The organism is Streptomyces sp. CA-278952 (genome assembly GCF_028747205.1).
GTDB lineage: Bacteria > Actinomycetota > Actinomycetes > Streptomycetales > Streptomycetaceae > Streptomyces.
On the sequence record NZ_CP112880.1, the window covers coordinates 844,955 to 862,036 of the forward strand.

At 72.5% G+C, this 17,082-nt stretch carries 12 protein-coding genes; 4 read left to right on the plus strand and 8 right to left on the minus strand.

Annotation, left to right across the window (positions count from 1 at the left end; translation table 11 throughout):
* Positions 1–16: 16 nt before the first annotated feature.
* Complete coding sequence (locus N7925_RS03645; RefSeq protein ID WP_443032109.1) at positions 17–979, minus strand: GlxA family transcriptional regulator; 963 nt, start codon at positions 977–979, stop codon at positions 17–19.
* A gap of 242 nt (positions 980–1,221) precedes the next feature.
* On the opposite strand from N7925_RS03645, the gene N7925_RS03650 reads away from it, so the two are divergent.
* Together N7925_RS03650 and N7925_RS03655 are read left to right on the plus strand one after the other, a co-directional pair.
* Positions 1,222–2,091 carry an SCO6745 family protein gene (locus N7925_RS03650; protein ID WP_265598060.1) on the plus strand — a complete coding sequence of 290 codons (870 nt, stop codon included), beginning with the start codon at positions 1,222–1,224 and terminating at the stop codon, positions 2,089–2,091.
* Between the two features lie 190 nt (positions 2,092–2,281).
* A complete protein-coding gene (locus N7925_RS03655) occupies positions 2,282–4,729 on the plus strand; it encodes a Tex family protein (RefSeq protein WP_265598061.1) in 2,448 nt (815 codons plus the stop codon).
* A 61-nt stretch (positions 4,730–4,790) separates the two neighbouring features.
* Here the strand turns inward: N7925_RS03655 and N7925_RS03660 are convergent, their stop codons facing one another.
* Complete coding sequence (locus N7925_RS03660; protein ID WP_265598062.1) at positions 4,791–6,428, minus strand: ABC-F family ATP-binding cassette domain-containing protein; 1,638 nt, start codon at positions 6,426–6,428, stop codon at positions 4,791–4,793.
* Between the two features lie 130 nt (positions 6,429–6,558).
* Here N7925_RS03660 and N7925_RS03665 point away from each other — a divergent pair, with 130 nt between their 5' ends.
* Entirely contained in the window at positions 6,559–7,482 is a 924-nt protein-coding gene (locus tag N7925_RS03665) for an FAD-dependent oxidoreductase (RefSeq protein WP_265598063.1), read from the plus strand.
* Positions 7,483–7,726: 244 nt separating this feature from the next.
* On the opposite strand, the gene N7925_RS03670 is transcribed toward N7925_RS03665, so the two are convergent.
* The 4 genes from N7925_RS03670 to N7925_RS03685 all read right to left on the minus strand — a co-directional run bounded on the left by N7925_RS03670 (position 7,727) and on the right by N7925_RS03685 (position 12,765).
* On the minus strand, positions 7,727–9,493 hold the full coding sequence (locus N7925_RS03670) for a BCCT family transporter (protein WP_274343008.1): 1,767 nt from the start codon (positions 9,491–9,493) through the stop codon (positions 7,727–7,729).
* A 73-nt stretch (positions 9,494–9,566) separates the two neighbouring features.
* On the minus strand, positions 9,567–10,955 hold the full coding sequence (locus N7925_RS03675) for a M14 family metallopeptidase (RefSeq protein WP_274343009.1): 1,389 nt from the start codon (positions 10,953–10,955) through the stop codon (positions 9,567–9,569).
* A gap of 307 nt (positions 10,956–11,262) precedes the next feature.
* On the minus strand, positions 11,263–12,162 hold the full coding sequence (locus N7925_RS03680) for an oxygenase MpaB family protein (RefSeq protein WP_274343010.1): 900 nt from the start codon (positions 12,160–12,162) through the stop codon (positions 11,263–11,265).
* Positions 12,163–12,288: 126 nt separating this feature from the next.
* Complete coding sequence (locus N7925_RS03685) at positions 12,289–12,765, minus strand: Appr-1-p processing protein (protein WP_274343011.1); 477 nt, start codon at positions 12,763–12,765, stop codon at positions 12,289–12,291.
* A 131-nt stretch (positions 12,766–12,896) separates the two neighbouring features.
* Between N7925_RS03685 and N7925_RS03690 the strand changes: the two genes are divergently transcribed.
* Entirely contained in the window at positions 12,897–13,628 is a 732-nt protein-coding gene (locus N7925_RS03690) for a MerR family transcriptional regulator (protein WP_274343012.1), read from the plus strand.
* 24 nt (positions 13,629–13,652) lie between these two features.
* Here the strand turns inward: N7925_RS03690 and N7925_RS03695 are convergent, their stop codons facing one another.
* Positions 13,653–15,824 carry a 3-hydroxyacyl-CoA dehydrogenase NAD-binding domain-containing protein gene (locus tag N7925_RS03695; protein WP_274343013.1) on the minus strand — a complete coding sequence of 724 codons (2,172 nt, stop codon included), beginning with the start codon at positions 15,822–15,824 and terminating at the stop codon, positions 13,653–13,655.
* Positions 15,825–15,863: 39 nt separating this feature from the next.
* Entirely contained in the window at positions 15,864–17,078 is a 1,215-nt protein-coding gene (locus tag N7925_RS03700; protein WP_228925849.1) for an acetyl-CoA C-acetyltransferase, read from the minus strand.
* Between the last annotated feature and the right edge of the window lie 4 nt (positions 17,079–17,082).

The window sequence follows — 17,082 nt, forward strand, 5'->3', positions numbered from 1 at the left end:
GGTCGGACGGTGCGGTTCAGCTGCTGGACGCGGGGGTGCGGAAGCGGCGGCGGTATTCGGCCGGCGCCGTCGCGAGGGTCTTCACGAAGGCACGGCGCATGGCTTCCGGGGTGCCGTAGCCACTGGCGCGGGCGACCCGCTCGACGCCGTCGGCGGTGTCCTCCAGGAGCCGGCGGGCGTGCTCCAGGCGGACGCGCTCGACGTACCGCCCCGGGGTCGTTCCGGTCTCCGCCCGGAAGGCACGGGCGAAGTGCCGGGGCGAGAGCCGGGCGCGGGCCGCGAGGGCGTCGACCCCGAGGTCGGCGCCGGGGTGCTGGGTGATCCAGTGCTGGACCTCGCGCAGCGGTTCGCGCCGGGCGGTCTGGGCGCTGAGCTGGGCACTGAACTGCGCCTGGTTCCCCGGGCGGCGCAGGAACACCACGAGGTGCCGGGCGATGTCCAGGGCGAGGTCCCGCCCGTGGTCCTCCTCGACGAGCGCGAGGGCGAGGTCGATGCCAGCGGTGACGCCCGCCGAGGTGGCCAGCCGCCCGTCCCGTACGAAGATCGGTTTGGGATCGACGTGGACGGCCGGGTAGTCGCGGGCCAGCTGCTCGCAGTGGTTCCAGTGGGTGGTGACCCGGTGTCCGTCCAGCAGGCCCGCCTCGGCCAGCAGCAGCGCGCCCGTGCACACGGAGACGAGCCGCTCCGCCCGCGGCGCGTGCTCGCGGAGCCAGCCGGTCAGCTCCGGGTGGGAGCCCCGGGTGCCGTGCCCGCCGGGCACCAGCAGGGTGTGCGGTGCGGGTGCGTCGGCCAGGCTGCTGTCGGGCATCAGGGTCAGGCCGCTGGTGGAGCGTACGGGGCCGCCGTCGAGCGAGGCGGTCCGCAGGTCGTAGGAGACGCCCGGAGCCCGGGAGGCTCCGGCGAAGACCTCCATCGGGCCGGTGGCGTCGAGACTCTGGATGCCGTCGAAGAGGACGACGAGCACGGTTCGCTGCTTCACACCCGCCATCCTGGGCGGTGGACGTCGATGGCCACAATGACGAATACCCCACCTTTCCTGCCATCGCCCCGGCTCGACCCGCGCCTGACCTGCCTTGGACCTGTCGTGGGCTGCCCCGGGCCTGTCGTGGGGCCGTCGTGGGCTGTTGTGGGCCGTCGTGGGCTGTTGCGGTCCTCTGTCCGGTGGAGCGTTCCGCTCCCCCGGGGTTCCGCTCCGTACCGACCAGTCGGTAACGTTCCGGTATGAGTATTCTTCCGGCCCGCGCGGAGCGCCGCTGCCACAACGCCGTCAACCCCCTGCACTCCAGCCTCTTCTTCTCCCCCGACCTGGGCGCGGAGATGGCGAAGATCGGCATCGAGGACCAGAGCGCCGCCTACTTCGCGACCCGGGCCGCCGCACTCGGCGCGGTCGGGGCGGGGACCGTCAGCGCCACCTTCTACAACTTCAACCCCGAGCTGGTGGCCCGCCATGTGCCCGCCGTCTGGGAGACCGCCTCCCCCGACGTGGTCCTCGGCGCCCGGCTGCGGGCGGCGGACACGACGCTGCGCCGGCTGCTCGGCGAGGAGCTCATAGCCTCCGACGCGATGGCGGAGGCGGCCCGGCTCGCGCTGCGCGCCACCGAGGCCTGCACCCCGCACGCCCGCCCGCTGTACGCCGCGCACGCGGATCTGCCGGTGCCCGAAGAGCCGCACCTGGCGTTCTGGCACGCCGCGACCCTGCTGCGCGAGCACCGGGGCGACGCGCACCTCGCCGTCCTCCTCGCGGCCGGCCTGGACCCGCTGGAGTCGCTCGTCAGCCACACGGCCACCGGCAAGGGCATGGCGATCCGCTGGATCCTGTCCTCCCGGGGCTGGCGGCGCACCGACTGGGAGGCGGCGTGCGGCCGGCTGCGGGAGCGCGGGCTGCTGGCCGACGGCGAGGAGTTGGCGCTGACCGAGGCGGGCACGGCGCTGCGCAAGGAGGTCGAGGAGGCGACGGACCGCATGGACACCGCCCCGTACGAGCACCTGGGCGCGGAAGGCGTGGAGCGGCTCACCGAACTGGGACGCGGCTTCCTCTTCACGGCCGCCGCCGCAGGGGCGTTCCCGGCCTCGGCGACCGGTCAGGGCTGACCCCGCACCGCCCGGAGCCCCCGCACGCGCCGCGGGGGCTCCGGGCGTGTTCGTCGAGGTCACGCGACACGGCCCCCGGCCACCCGGCACAATGCAGGCCAGGGGGGACACCCCCGGCAAGCAAGAACGTGCTCATCGCGACACGAGCACGGCCAGCACAGCCAGTACGAGAAGGCGAGTCGGGAAAACCGTGACGACGTCCATCGAAGGCAGGATCGCCGAGGAGCTCGGCGTACGTGAGCGACAGGTCAGGGCGGCCGTCGAGCTGCTCGACGGCGGATCGACCGTGCCGTTCATCGCGCGCTACCGCAAGGAGGCGACCGAATCCCTCGACGATGCGCAGTTGCGCACGCTGGAGGAGCGGCTGCGCTATCTGCGGGAGCTGGAGGAGCGGCGTACGTCGATCCTCGAATCCGTGCGCGAGCAGGGCAAGCTCGACGCCGCGCTGGAGGCGAGCATCCGGGCCGCCGAGACCAAGGCGCGCCTGGAGGACATCTACCTGCCGTTCAAGCCGAAGCGGCGGACGAAGGCGCAGATCGCCCGGGAAGCGGGGCTCGAACCGCTGGCGGACGGCCTGCTCGGTGACCCGTCGGTCGATCCGCTCGCGGCGGCCGCCGCGTTCGTGGACGACGGAAAGGGCGTCGCGGACGTGGCGGCCGCCCTGGACGGCGCCCGGTCGATCCTCACCGAGCGGTTCTCCGAGGACGCCGACCTGACCGGCGAGCTGCGCGAGCGCATGTGGACGCGTGGCCGGCTGGCGGCGAAGGTGCGCGAGGGCCAGGAGGAGGCGGGCGCCAAGTTCGCCGACTACTTCGCCTTCACGGAGCCGTTCACCGCGCTGCCCTCGCACCGGGTGCTCGCCATGCTGCGCGGCGAGAAGGAGAACGTCCTCGACCTGGTCCTGGAACCGGAGGAGCCGGAGGCCGCCGAGCGGCCGGGCCCGTCCGCGTACGAGAACATGATCGCCCGCCGCTTCGAGATCGGCGACCGGGGCCGCCCGGGCGACAAGTGGCTCGGCGACACCGTGCGTTGGGCGTGGCGGACCCGGATCCAGGTGCACCTGGGCATCGACCTGCGGGCCCGGCTGCGCACGGCGGCGGAGGACGAGGCGGTGCGGGTCTTCGCCTCGAACCTGCGCGATCTGCTGCTCGCCGCCCCGGCCGGCACCCGGGCCACGCTGGGCCTGGACCCCGGATTCCGTACGGGGGTGAAGGTCGCGGTCGTCGACGCCACCGGCAAGGTGGTGGCCACCGATGTGATCCACCCGCACGTGCCCGCGAACAAGTGGGACCAGGCGCTGGCGAAGCTCGCGCACCTCGCGAAGGAGCACGCGGTCGACCTGGTCGCCATCGGCAACGGCACGGCGTCCCGTGAGACGGACAAGCTCGCCGGTGAACTGATCGACAAGCACCCGGAGTTGAAGCTCACGAAGGTGATGGTCTCGGAGGCGGGCGCCTCGGTGTACTCCGCCTCCGCGTTCGCCTCGCAGGAACTGCCCGACATGGACGTGTCGTTGCGCGGCGCCGTCTCCATCGCACGGCGGCTCCAGGACCCGCTGGCCGAGCTGGTGAAGATCGACCCGAAGTCGATCGGCGTCGGCCAGTACCAGCACGACCTGTCCGAGGTGAAGCTGTCGCGTTCGCTGGACGCGGTCGTCGAGGACTGTGTCAACGGGGTCGGTGTGGACGTCAACACCGCGTCCGCGCCCCTGCTTTCACGGGTGTCGGGGATCAGCTCGGGGCTCGCCGAGAACATCGTCGCCCACCGGGACTCCAACGGGCCCTTCCGGTCGCGCAAGGCCCTCAAGGACGTCGCGCGGCTCGGCCCGAAGGCGTACGAGCAGTGCGCGGGCTTCCTGCGGATCCGGGACGGCGACGACCGGCTCGACGGCTCCAGCGTGCACCCCGAGGCCTACCCGGTGGTGCGCCGGATGGGGAGGACGGCGGGCGGCGAGGTGGCCTCGCTGATCGGTAACGCGGAGGCCCTGCGGTCGCTGCGCGCGGCGGACTTCGTGGACGACATGTTCGGGCTGCCGACGGTGACGGACATCCTCAAGGAGCTGGAGAAGCCGGGGCGCGACCCGCGTCCGGCGTTCCGGACGGCGACCTTCAAGGAGGGCGTCGAGAAGCTCGGCGACCTGGAGCCCGGCATGCTGCTGGAGGGCGTCGTGACCAACGTGGCCGCGTTCGGCGCGTTCGTCGACGTCGGCGTCCACCAGGACGGTCTGGTGCACGTCTCGGCGCTGTCGAAGACGTTCGTGAAGGACCCGCGCGACGTCGTGAAGCCCGGGGACATCGTGAAGGTCAAGGTCATGGACGTCGACGTGCCCCGAAAGCGGATCTCGCTGACGCTGCGGCTGGACGACGAGCCCGGTGCGGGCGGCGGTTCCGGCGGCGGGCAGCAGGGCCGGGGCGAGCGCGGCGGCCGTCCCCCGAAGCAGCGCCAGGGGCAGGGCCAGGGGCAGCCGTCCGGGGGCGGCCAGGGCCGGCAGGGCAGCGGCGGCCGGGACCGACGCGGTGGTGGCGGTGCGTCCCGGCAGGGCCAGGGGGCCCCGGCTCCGGCGAACAGCGCCATGGCGGACGCGCTGCGGCGGGCCGGGCTGACCGACCCGAAGCAGGGCGGCGGCCGGGGGCGCTGAGACGGACAGAGGCGGGGGCGGGCCGCCGTGTGCGGCCCGCCCCCCGCCCCCGTGACTCCGCTCAGACTTCCTTGACCTGGCCGTCGGCCACCTCGATGCGGCGGGTCGTGCGGACCGCCTCCAGCATCCGCCGGTCGTGGGTGACCAGCAGCAGGGTGCCCGTGTACGTCTCCAGGGCCGCCTCCAGCTGCTCGATGGCGGGCAGGTCCAGGTGGTTCGTCGGCTCGTCGAGCACCAGGAGGTTGACGCCCCGGCCCTGGAGCAGGGCGAGGGCGGCGCGGGTGCGCTCGCCGGGGGACAGACTGGTCGCGGGGCGCATCACGTGGTCGGCGCGGAGGCCGAACTTGGCGAGCAGGGTGCGGACTTCGGCCGGTTCCGTGTCGGGCACGGCGGCGCAGAACGCGTCCAGCAGCGACTGCGCGCCGAGGAACAGCTTCCGGGCCTGGTCCACCTCTCCGACGACGACGCCCGAACCGAGCGTGGCGTTCCCGGAGTCCAGCGGCAGTCGCTCCAACAGGGCGGCCAGCAGGGTGGACTTGCCGGCGCCGTTGGCCCCGGTGATGGCGACCCGGTCCGCCCAGTCGATCTGGAGCGATGCGGGGCCGAAGGAGAAGTCGCCGCGCACCACGCGGGCGTCGCGCAGGGTCGCGACGACGGATCCGGAGCGCGGGGCGGAGGCGATCTCCATCCGCAGCTCCCACTCCTTGCGCGGCTCCTCGACGGTGTCGAGGCGTTCGATCATGCGCTGGGTCTGCCGGGCCTTCGCGGCCTGCTTCTCGCTGGCCTCGCTGCGGGCGTTGCGGCCGAGCTTGTCGCCGTCGGTCGCCTTGCGGCGGGCGTTCTTGACACCCTTGTCCATCCAGGAGCGCTGCATATGGCCGCGCGCTTCGAGGGACGCCTTCTTGTCGGCGTACTCCTCGAAGCCCTCGCGGGCATGCCGGCGTGCGGTCTCCCGCTCCTCCAGGTAGGCCGCGTAGCCACCGCCGTACAGGTTGATCTGCTGCTGGGCGAGGTCCAGCTCCAGCACCTTGGTGACCGTGCGCATCAGGAACTCGCGGTCGTGGCTGATGACGACGGTGCCCGCGCGCAGGCCGGACACGAAGCGCTCCAGGCGCTCCAGGCCGTCGAGGTCGAGGTCGTTGGTGGGCTCGTCTAGCAGGAAGACGTCGTAGCGGGAGAGGAGCAGCGAGGCGAGTCCGGCGCGGGCGGCCTGTCCGCCGGAGAGCGCGGTCATGGGCCGGTCGAGGCCGACGGTCAGGCCCAGCTCGGCGGCGACCTGCTCGGCCCGCTCCTCCAGGTCCGCGCCGCCGAGGGCGAGCCAGCGCTCCAGGGACTCGGAGTACGCGTCGTCCGCGCCCGGGGCGCCCGCGACCAGGGCCTCGGTCGCCTCGTCCATCGTGCGCTGGGCGTCGGCGACGCCGGTGCGGCGGGCCAGGAACGCGGACACCGTCTCGCCGTCGCGGCGCTCGGGCTCCTGCGGGAGGTGGCCGACGGTGGCGGTGGGCGGGGAGAGCCGCAGCTCGCCCTCCTCCGGGCGGTCGAGCCCGGCGAGCAGCCGGAGCAGGGAGGATTTACCGGCTCCGTTGACTCCGACGAGACCGATCACGTCCCCCGGGGCGACGACGAGGTCGAGCCCGGCGAAGAGCGTGCGGTCGCCGTGTCCGGCGGCGAGGTCCTTGGCGACGAGAGTGGCAGTCATCAGGGTGCCGATCCTAGTCTCCGGCACTCCATGCCCGTCGCCCTGTGCCCCTGGCCTCCGGATTCGGGCTTCCGTTAGCGTCCACGCAGCGACCGGGTGCACCGGTGGCACTGTGACAGGAGTGACCGTGATGGCGGATGTGATCGTGGTGGGCGGCGGGGTCGTCGGTCTGACCACCGCCGTGACGCTGGCGGAGCGCGGGCTGCGGGTGCGGGTCTGGTCGCGCGATCCGGCCGGGGCGACGACGTCGGCGGTGGCGGGGGCCCTGTGGTGGCCGTACCGGATCGAGCCGGCGGAGCGGGTGGGCGACTGGTCGCTGGCGACGCTGGCGGTCTACGAGGAGCTGTCGGGCGCCCCGGAGGAGACCGGCGTACGGCGGGTGGCGGGGCTGCACGGCGGGGAGCGGCTCGGCGCGCTGGGCGACTGGTCGGCCGGGCTGAAGGACGCCGTGGAGCTGCCCGAAGGGCTGCGGGTGACCTTGCCGCTGCTGGACATGCCCGTCCATCTGGCGTGGCTGGAGCGGCGGCTCGCGGCCGCGGGCGGCACGGTGGAGCGGCGGGCGGTGACGGGGTTCGGCGAGGCGGCGGAGCGGAGCCCGGTGGTGGTGAACTGCACGGGGCTCGGGGCGCGCGCGCTGGTGCCCGACGCCGGGGTGCGGCCGGTGCGCGGGCAGTTGGTCGCGGTGGAGAACCCGGGGATCGAGGAGTGGTACACCGAGGCGGATCCGGCGTCGGCCGCGACGACGTACTTCTTCCCGCAGCCGGGCCGGCTGGTGCTGGGCGGTACGGCCGAGGTGGACGATCCGCGCACGGAGCCCGACCCGGGGACGGCGCGGGAGATCGTGGCGCGGTGTGCGCGGATCCGGCCGGAGATCGCCGGCGCCCGGGTGCTCGGGCACCGGGTGGGGCTGCGCCCGGCGCGGGAGGCCGGGGTACGGATCGAGGCGGAGGCGCTGCCGGGCGGCGGTCTGCTGGTGCACAACTACGGGCACGGCGGCGCGGGCGTGACCGTGGCCTGGGGGTGCGCGCGGGCGGCGGCGGCGCTGGTGGGCTGACCGGGGCCCGCCGGACACGGGTCCGCAGGGTGGTGCGCGCGGGCCGGCCGGGAGTGGGGCCGTGCGGGGGCACGAGCATGACCTGCCGGGTGCGGGCCCGCCCGGTGGTGCGTGGACCACGACGTACCGGAGCCCGGAGCCCGCACGGTGGCGCGGGGGACACGACGTACCGGAGCCCGCGGCCTGTAGGCAGTCGCGGGCTCCGGTACGGATACGGATACGGATACGGACGGGCGGTGCCCGCTCAGTCGGAGGGCCGCTTCTCCGTGGCCGTGGAGCCCGATCCGGTGGTGTCGGGCCTGTGGCGCTCGTCCACGATGGTCGTGGTCCCGGGGCCGATGCGGATCTCGAAGTCGCCGTCGTACTTGGCGTGCCCCTCGATCACCGCGGACTCGACCGCCTCCACGCCGAACTCCTGGCGGACGATCTGCGGGTCCTTGCGCAGGTCCCGCATCAGGGCCACGCACATGCCGATCATGACGAGGGCGAAGGGGGCGGCCACCAGGATGGTGAGGTTCTGCAGCCCTTGGAGCGCGTTCTCCTTGCCGTCGCCGATGAGCAGCATGATCGCGGCCACGGCCCCGGTCACGACACCCCAGAAGATCACGACCAGCTTGCTCGGTTCGAGGACGCCCTTCTGGGAGAGGGTGCCCATGACGATGGAGGCGGCGTCGGCTCCGGAGACGAAGAAGATGCCGACCAGGACCATCACCAGAATGCTCGTGAGCGTGGCGATCGGGAACTCCTGGAGGACGCCGAACAGCTGCGCCTCCGGGGTGTCGGCGCCACCGAGCTTCCCGGCCTCGTCCAGCTTCATGGCCGAGCCGCCGAAGACGGCGAACCAGATCAGGCTGACGGTGCTGGGCACCAGGATGACGCCGCCGACGAACTGACGGATCGTGCGGCCGCGGCTGATCCTGGCGATGAACATGCCGACGAAGGGCGTCCAGGAGATCCACCAGGCCCAGTAGAAGACGGTCCAGCTGCCGAGCCAGTCGGCCACGTCACCGCCGCCGGTCGCCTCGGTGCGTCCGGCGAGCTGCCCCAGGTCGGTGACGTACGCGCCGAGGGAGGTGGGCACCAGATCGAGCACGAAGATCGTGGGACCGGCGATGAAGACGAACACGATGAGCAGGAGGGCCAGCACCATGTTGATGTTGGACAGCCACTGGATGCCCTTCTCGACCCCGGAGACCGCGGAGGCGACGAAGGCGACGGTCAGCACGGCGATGACGGTGACGAGAAGTCCGGTGCCCGCCTTCTCCAGCCAGTCCAGTTCCTGGATGCCGCTGCCGATCTGGAGCGCGCCGAGGCCCAGGGAGGCCGCGGAGCCGAACAGGGTGGCGAAGATGGCCAGGATGTCGATGACGCGGCCGACGCCACCGTAGGCATGACGCTTGCCGATCAGCGGTTCGAAGACCGCGCTGATCGTCTGCCGCCTGCGCATCCGGTAGGCGCTGTAGGCGATGGCGAGCCCGACCACGGCGTAGATGGCCCAGGGGTGCAACGTCCAGTGGAAGAGCGTGGTGGCCATCGCCGTCTGCATGGCCTCGGCCGAGTCGGCGGGGTCGGTGCCCGGGGGCGGGGTCCGGAAGTGTGCGAGGGGCTCGGCGACGCCCCAGAACATCAGCCCGATGCCCATACCGGCGCTGAACATCATCGCGATCCAGGAGATGGTCCGGAACTCCGGCTTCTCACCCTCCTGGCCGAGGCAGATCTTCCCGTACCGGCTGACGGCCAGCCACAGGGCGAAGATGACGAAGGCGGACGCGGCCAGTATGAAGGCCCAGCCACCGTTGTGGATCAGCCCGGTGAGCAGCTTGCCGGAAACGGTCTCCAGGGAGTCGGTGGCGATCGCGCCCCAGACGACAAAGGCGAGGGTGAGAACCGCCGTGACTCCGAACACCACCCGGTCGGTGGTCGGGGCCCTGGTACTGAGCGGTTCGGGGGGAAGGTCCGCCGTGACCGACAGCCCTTCCCGCCCGTCCGTTGTCTGGTCGTCCTGGGACACTGATGGCACCTTTCACCGAGTCTGAAAAACGCTCTCCGTAGGCAGTACCACACCTGCCCAGAATCTCAAGGGATCAACAAGCGGTTCTGGCTTGACCGTCTGTGAGGTGATATGTCGCCCGCTGATCGAGAAGCAGCGGAATCAGGTGTCGAGCCGACTGGCGCAAGGGCACGAACGCGCCACCCTCCTCCGGTCGGGCCGTGATGCCGTGCAGGGCCAGCTCGTCCTTCACCGCCGCGTACTGGGCCGCGTCCAGCCGGTAGCCGCACGGCGGGTCGGCGAGGACCTCCGCCGGCTCGGCCGGGTCGTTGTCGGCGCCGCCGAGGTACACGGGTCCCCGGTCGGCGAGGCCGGTCAGGCGGGCGAGGGCGGTGGCCGTGCGCAGCCGGGCGCGCTGCTCGTCGGTGAAGGCGAAGAGACCGCCGAGCGCCGTCTGCTGGGAGTGGACCCGGCGCCGGTGGTTGAGCGCCTGATCGGCCTTCTCCGCGTCGCTCAGCGCGTCGAGGCGGGACTCGATGAGCAGGCCGACGGCGTGCTTGAGACCGGAGGCGTTGCGCAGGATGCGTTCCTGGCCGTCGCCGGCGACCTGTTTGACGGGCTCCCCGGTGGCCGGGTCGGTCCAGATGCCGTAGTGGCCGCTGCTGTAGCCGCCCGCCGTCGCGGCGGGGCGGACGTACCGCTCGGAGAGGGTGCGCGAGACGTCGTGGATCCGGTCGTCGACGTTGAGATTCCGCGGCCACAGCGCGAACAGGTCCTTGTCGTAGTACGGCGGGGTCGCACCGTACTCGTGCAAGTCGTAGATCACCTGGGGCCGTTCGTCGCGTACGACGGTGGCGACGGCCCGCGCCTCGGCGGTCTCCAGGGCGATGTGGTCGCGGTTGACGTCGACCCCGTCGGCGTTGCCGCGGGTGTCGGCGGCGCGTCCGTCGGGGTTGGCCGTGGGCAGCACCAGCAGGGTCGTACGGGCCAGGAAGGCGCGGGTCGCCCGGTCCTCGGCGAACGCCAGGTCACGGATGGTGGTCAGACAGGCCTCGCGCCCGGCGGGCTCGTCCCCGTGCTGGCTGCAGATCAGGAGCACCTTGGTGGCGGCCCCGGGGCGTTCCTGGCCGACGCGCACGAGCCGCAGGGGGCGGCCCTGACCGGTCGTTCCGACGCGGTCCACGGAGACCCGGTCGCTCCCCCGGTCCACCGCGGCGAGGAAGGCCCGCTCCTCCGCCTCGCCGGTCCAGCGGGCGCCCTCGCTCGTCTCGAACCCGGTGCGCGGCGGGCGGTGCGCGGCCTCGGCGGGCGCGATGGCGAACGGGAGGGCCAGCCCGGCGAGTGTCGCCGCGACGGCCGTCCGGCGCATCGCTCTCGCCCTGCGGCGCGCGGGCGCCGACTGCGGCCGGGCGGGACCGGCGACCGGCGCGAGCCACGGGTGCGGGCTGAGCATGCGGAGCGCACGAGCGATGCGAGGGGACATCAGCGGCCTCCGGAACATGGGGGCGGGCGCCGTGACGCCCGTCCGGCTGTCGGCAATGTGCGGACGTTACCCCGGTCAACTCCTGGGCGACAGGGGTTGATCACTGCTGTCGTACGTGTCGCACGTGTCGTAAGTGTCGTCCGTGACGACGGAACGGCGATCGTGTGAGAGAGGCGCCCGGCAGGGCGCCTCCTGCTCCGCCCCGTGCAGAGCCTCATGACGACCGGTCGGAAGATGGGGCCGGCCGGGAGCACGCGGGTCACGACCACCGCTGACCCGTGCCCCGGGGCGTCAGAGCGGCGGGCGTTCAGCCGTTCCGACGCGCCCCGGCGGCGCGGGCGTCCCGTCCCGCCGTACGCGACGCGGCGCGGGCCGCTCGCGCCCGGGGCAGATAGCGCAGCCGCTCCGGCAGGACGGGGACGACGACCCGCAGCACCGCGCACATCCGGCGCAGCCGCTTCTCCTGGTCCCGGGTCCACGGCAGGCCGATGGCCGTGCGGGCGTCGGGCGGCATGAGCCCGATGGTGACGAAGCGGCGGAAGCGGGCCAGCGGCGGAAGCAGCACCGGCCACAGCGCCCGCAGTAGCAGCCGGAGCGGCCAGGGCCCCCGGTCCGGCGGGGGGACGGACTGGTCGGCGGCGACGAGTTCCCGGACGACGGGGGTCGCCTCGATCTCCCCCGCGAGCATCTTCTCCCAGTACGGCCAGAAGTCCTCGATGGTCTGGGGCATGTCCCGGTCGTGGATGCCCAGGATCCGGCCGACCTGGAGCCACTCCGCGTACAGGGCGCGCTCCTGGGCGGGACTCATCGGGCGGATCAGATACCGTGCCGCGTGCTGGTACACGGGGAAGCCGGTGGCGTGCACCCAGGCGTAGTTGGCGGGCGTCAGGGCGTGGTAGGGACGGCCGCGGGTGTCGGTCCCCTGGATGGTGCGGTGCAGCACCCGCAGCCTGCGGCCCTCCTCCGCAGCCTCCGCGCCGCCGTAGACCCAGAGCTGGAGCGAGCGCAGCGAGCGTTCACCGCGTCCCCAGGGGTCCGTACGGAAGACGGAGTGCTCGTCGACGCCGGCGCCGACGGCCGGATGGGCGACCTGGAGGGTGAGGGCGGCGGGCAGCATCAGCAGGGCGCGGATGTCCCCGGACAGGCTCCAGAGCACCCCTCCGGGCGGGGGCGGCTCGGGGTTCCGCGCGTCGGTGGCGCTGCTCATCCGTGCTCCCGCGGTCCCGGCGGGCCTGCCGTGCGCTGCCCGTGCCCTGTTCCTCTCCTCCATGATCCCTCGCCCCCGGGGAACCCCGAACCCCTGGGGCGGGGTCGGGAGCCGCCGACGGGCCGGTCAGTCGTGGTCGTACACCGTCACCGGTATGCCTGCGGATATCAGGCGTCGCTCGATCAGCGGCTCGATCCTGGCCCACGTGCCGCCCGCGAGCCCGCAGCCGATCCGGGGCATATGGGCCGAGGCCCCCAGCTCGCCCGCCTTGGCGGCCACCGCGCCGAGCGCCGCGTCGATCGCCTCGTACCGCACGGGCACCCCCTTGCTGCCGGTGCGCATGCCCCGCTGGCCGACCATGTTGGCCACCCAGAGGTAGGACCCCACCCGCACGAACTGCGCCGCGCCCAGGGCGAAGTCGTTGCCCGCGCGCTCCCGGTGCCAGCGCCGGTAGGCGGCCTCGGGCTCCGGCCAGCGGCGGGAGAGGGCCAGGACGAAGCCCTTGCCCCAGCCGCCGAGGTCGTTGCAGACGTGGACGATCAGCTTGACGCCCTTGCCCTGCGGCGCGGTGGCGTCCCCCCGTACGTAAGTGATCTCCGACATACCCTCACCGTACGGGCCACCACTGACAACGGGCCCGGGGTGGACGGCGGGGCGATGGTGCAGGAGACTTTCACAGTAATGGTGAGACAGCGGCACTGTCCGACATGAGGGTTCGACGGCGGGGAGCAGAGATGGCGACGGGGACCGACGAGCCGACGCTCACCGTGGACGAGCTGGCGGCGCGCGCCGGGGTCACCGTGCGCACCGTGCGGTTCTACAGCACCCGGGGCCTGCTGCCGCCCCCGGTCATCGGGGCCCGCCGGGTCGGACACTACGGGCTGGACCATCTCTCGCGGCTCGCGCTGATCGAGGAGCTCCAGCAGCAGGGCATGACGCTGGCGGCGATCGAGCGCTATCTGGAACAGCTGCCGCCCGACCTGAGCGCCCACGATCTGGCGATCCACCGGGCGCTGGTCGCGTCCTGGGCGCCGGACCGGGCCGAGGACTTCTCCCGGGCCGAGCTGGAGCGGCGGGCCGGGCGGGCGCTGTCGGAGGCGGATGTGGAGCGGCTGGCGGCGATGGGGGTGCTGGTCCGGCCGCAGGAGGACGGCGGGGCGTACCGGGTGGATCCGGGGCTGCTGCGGCTCGGGGTGGAGCTGCTGGACGTGCCGATCGCGCACCAGACGATCCTGGCGGCGCGGACCGTTCTGCTGGAGCACACCCGCTCGGCCGCCCAGGAGATGACCCGGCTGTTCCGGGACGAGGTGTGGAGCCCCTACCGGGAGCGTGAGGGCGACCCGGAGCACGTGGCGGCGATGAAGTCACTGTCCGCCGATATGCAACCGATCGTGGTGCAGGCGCTGGTGACGGCGTTTCAGCGATCGTTGAAGGAGGAGCTGCGGGCCGCGTTCACCGCCGAGTGACGGTGAACGCGGTGCACGGGCGCCTCAGTCGTGGAAGGTCTCGCCCTTCTGCGCCTTCTCCACCAGCAGCGCGGGCGGCAGGAAGCGGTCGCCGTAACGCTCGGCGAGTTCCCGGGCGCGGGCGATGAAGCCGGTCAGGCCGCCCTCGTACCCGTTGATGTACTGGAGGACGCCGCCGGTCCACGGCGGGAAGCCGATGCCCATGATGGAGCCGATGTTGGCGTCGGCGACGGAGATGAGGACGTTCTCCTCCAGGCAGCGGACACTGTCCAGGGCCTCGGAGAAGAGCATCCGCTCCTTCATGTCCTCGAAGGGCACATCGGCGTCGGGCTTGGCGAAGTGCTCGCGCAGTCCGGGCCAGAGGCCTGCCCGCCTGCCGGCCTCGTCGTAGTCGTAGAACCCCGCTCCGCCGCTGCGTCCGGGGCGGCCGAACTCGTCGACCATGCGGTCGATGACTTCGTCGGAGGGGTGGCCGGGCCAGGTGCCCCCGGCCTCCTCCACCGCGCGCTTGGTCTCGTTGCGGATCTTACGGGGCAGGGTCAGGGTCAGCTCGTCCATCAGGGAGAGCACCTTGGCCGGGTAGCCGGACTGGGCGGCGGCCTGCTCGATGGAGGCGGGCTCGACGCCCTCGCCGACCATGGCGACGCCCTCGTTGATGAACTGGCCGATGACGCGCGAGGTGAAGAAGCCGCGGGAGTCGTTGACGACGATCGGCGTCTTCTTGATCCGGCGGACCAGGTCGAAGGCGCGGGCGAGCGCCTCGTCGCCGGTGCGCTCGCCTTTGATGATCTCGACCAGGGGCATCTTGTCGACGGGCGAGAAGAAGTGCAGTCCGATGAAGTCGACGGGGCGCGAGACGCCTTCGGCGAGGACCGTGATCGGGAGGGTGGAGGTGTTGGAGCAGAGCAGCGCGTCCGGCTCGATGACGCCCTGGATCTCCTGGAACACCTTGTGCTTGAGCGCGGTGTCCTCGAAGACGGCCTCGATCACCGCGTCGCAGCCCGCGAGGTCGGCCGCGTCGCCGGTGGGGGTGATCCGGGCCAGCAGTTCGTCGCGCTTCGCCTCGGTCGTACGGCCCCGGGAGAGCGCCTTGGCGAGCAGCTTCTCGCTGTACGCCTTGCCCTTGGCGGCCGCCTCGGTGGAGACGTCCTTGAGGACGACCTCGATCCCGGCCTTGGCGCAGGAGTAGGCGATGCCCGCGCCCATCATCCCGGCGCCGAGGACGGCGACCTTGCGGACGGGTCGCTCGGGGATGCCGCCCGGTCGGTTGGCGCCGGAGTTGACGGCCTGGAGGTCGAAGAAGAACGCCTGGATCATGTTCTTGGAGACCTGGCCGGTGACCAGCTCGGTGAAGTACCGGGCCTCGATGGTCAGGGCGGTGTCGAAGTCGACCTGGGAGCCCTCGACGGCCGCCGCGAGGATGTTGCGCGGGGCGGGCATCGGCGCGCCCGCGAGCTGCTTCTTCAGGTTGGCAGGGAAGGCGGGCAGGTTGGCGGCGAAGCGCGGGTTGGACGGGGTGCCGCCGGGGATCTTGTAGCCCTTGACGTCCCAGGGCTGCTGGGACTCGGGGTGGGCGTCGATGAAGGCGCGGGCCTTCTCGGTCATCTCCTCGCGGGTGGCCGCGACTTCGTGGACGAGGCCGTTCTCCAGGGCGCGCCGCGGCGTGTACTGCGTGCCCTGGAGGAGCACCTTGAGCAGGGCGTCGGCGATGCCCATGAGGCGTACGGTCCGGGTGACGCCGCCGCCCGCCGGGAGCAGGCCGAGGGTGACCTCGGGCAGGCCGATGCGGGAGCCGGGGGCGTCGAGGGCGACGCGGTGGTGGCAGGCGAGCGCGATCTCGTAACCGCCCCCGAGGGCCGCCCCGTTGATGGCGGCGACGACGGGCTTGCCGAGGGTCTCGATGCGGCGGAGCGAGGCCTTGATGGCGTTGCCGGCGTCGAAGGCGTCCTGGGCGTTCTCCGGACCGACCTTGATCATGTCCTTGAGGTCGCCCCCGGCGAAGAAGGTCTTCTTGGCGGAGGTGTAGATGATGCCGCGGATGGAGTCCTTCTCGGCCTCGGCGCGGTCGGCGACGGCCGCGATGGAGTCCTTGAAGGCCTGGTTCATCGTGTTGGCCGACTGGTTCGGGTCGTCGAGGACGAGGGTGACGACGCCGGTCTCGTCCTGCTCCCAGCGGATGGTCGTGCTCTCGGTCATGTCGGTGTCTTCTCCGTAGGCGGGTAGGGCCGGGGGCAGTCAGATGCGTTCGACGACGGTGGCGACGCCCATGCCGCCGCCGACGCAGAGGGTGACCAGGCCGAACCGCTGGTCGCGGCGCTCCAGTTCGTCGATGACGGTGCCGAGGATCATCGCGCCGGTCGCGCCGAGCGGGTGGCCCAGCGCGATCGCGCCGCCGTTGACGTTGACCTTGTCCAGGGAGAGGCCCATGTCCTTGACGAAGCGCAGGACGACTCCGGCGAAGGCTTCGTTGATCTCGACGAGGTCGATGTCGTCGATGGTCAGCCCGGCCTTGGCGAGCGCCTTGCGGGTGGCGGGGGCGGGGCCGGTGAGCATGATGGTGGGCTCGGAGCCGGAGACTGCGGCGGAGACGATACGGGCGCGCGGGGTCATGCCGTAGCGCTCGCCGACCTCCTTGGAGCCGATGGCGACGAGCGACGCGCCGTCCACGATGCCGGAGGAGTTGCCCGCGTGGTGGACGTGGTCGATCTTCTCGACCCAGTGGTACTTCTGGAGGGCCACCGCGTCGAAGCCGCCCATCTCGCCGATACCGGCGAAGGAGGGCTTGAGCGCGGCGAGGGAGTCGGCGGTGGTGCCGGGGCGCAGGTGTTCGTCGTGGTCGAGGACGAGGAGGCCGTTGCGGTCCTTGACGGGGACGACGGAGCGGGCGAAGCGGCCGTCCTTCCAGGCGGCGGCGGCGCGTTCCTGGGAGAGCGCGGCGTACTCGTCGACGTCGCGGCGACTGAAGCCCTCGATGGTGGCGATGAGGTCGGCGCCGATGCCCTGCGGGGCGAAGCCGGTCTCGAAGCTGGTCATCGGGTCCATGGCCCAGGCCCCGCCGTCGGAGCCCATCGGCACCCGGGACATCGACTCGACGCCACCGGCGAGGACGAGGTCCTCCCAGCCGGAGCGGACCTTGGCGGCGGCCAGGTTGACCGCTTCCAGGCCCGAGGCACAGAAGCGGTTCTCCTGCACCCCGGCGACGGAGTCGGGCAGACCGGCCGCGATGGCGGCGATACGGGCGATGTCGGAGCCCTGGTCGCCGAGCGGGCTGACCACGCCGAGGACGATGTCGTCGATGGCGGCCGGGTCGAGGTCCGGGAAGCGGCCCCGGATCTCGTGGATGAGGCCGACGACCAGGTCGATCGGCTTGGTCCCGTGCAGGGCGCCGTTGGCCTTGCCGCGGCCGCGCGGGGTGCGGATCGCGTCGTAGACGAATGCTTCGGTACTCAAGACA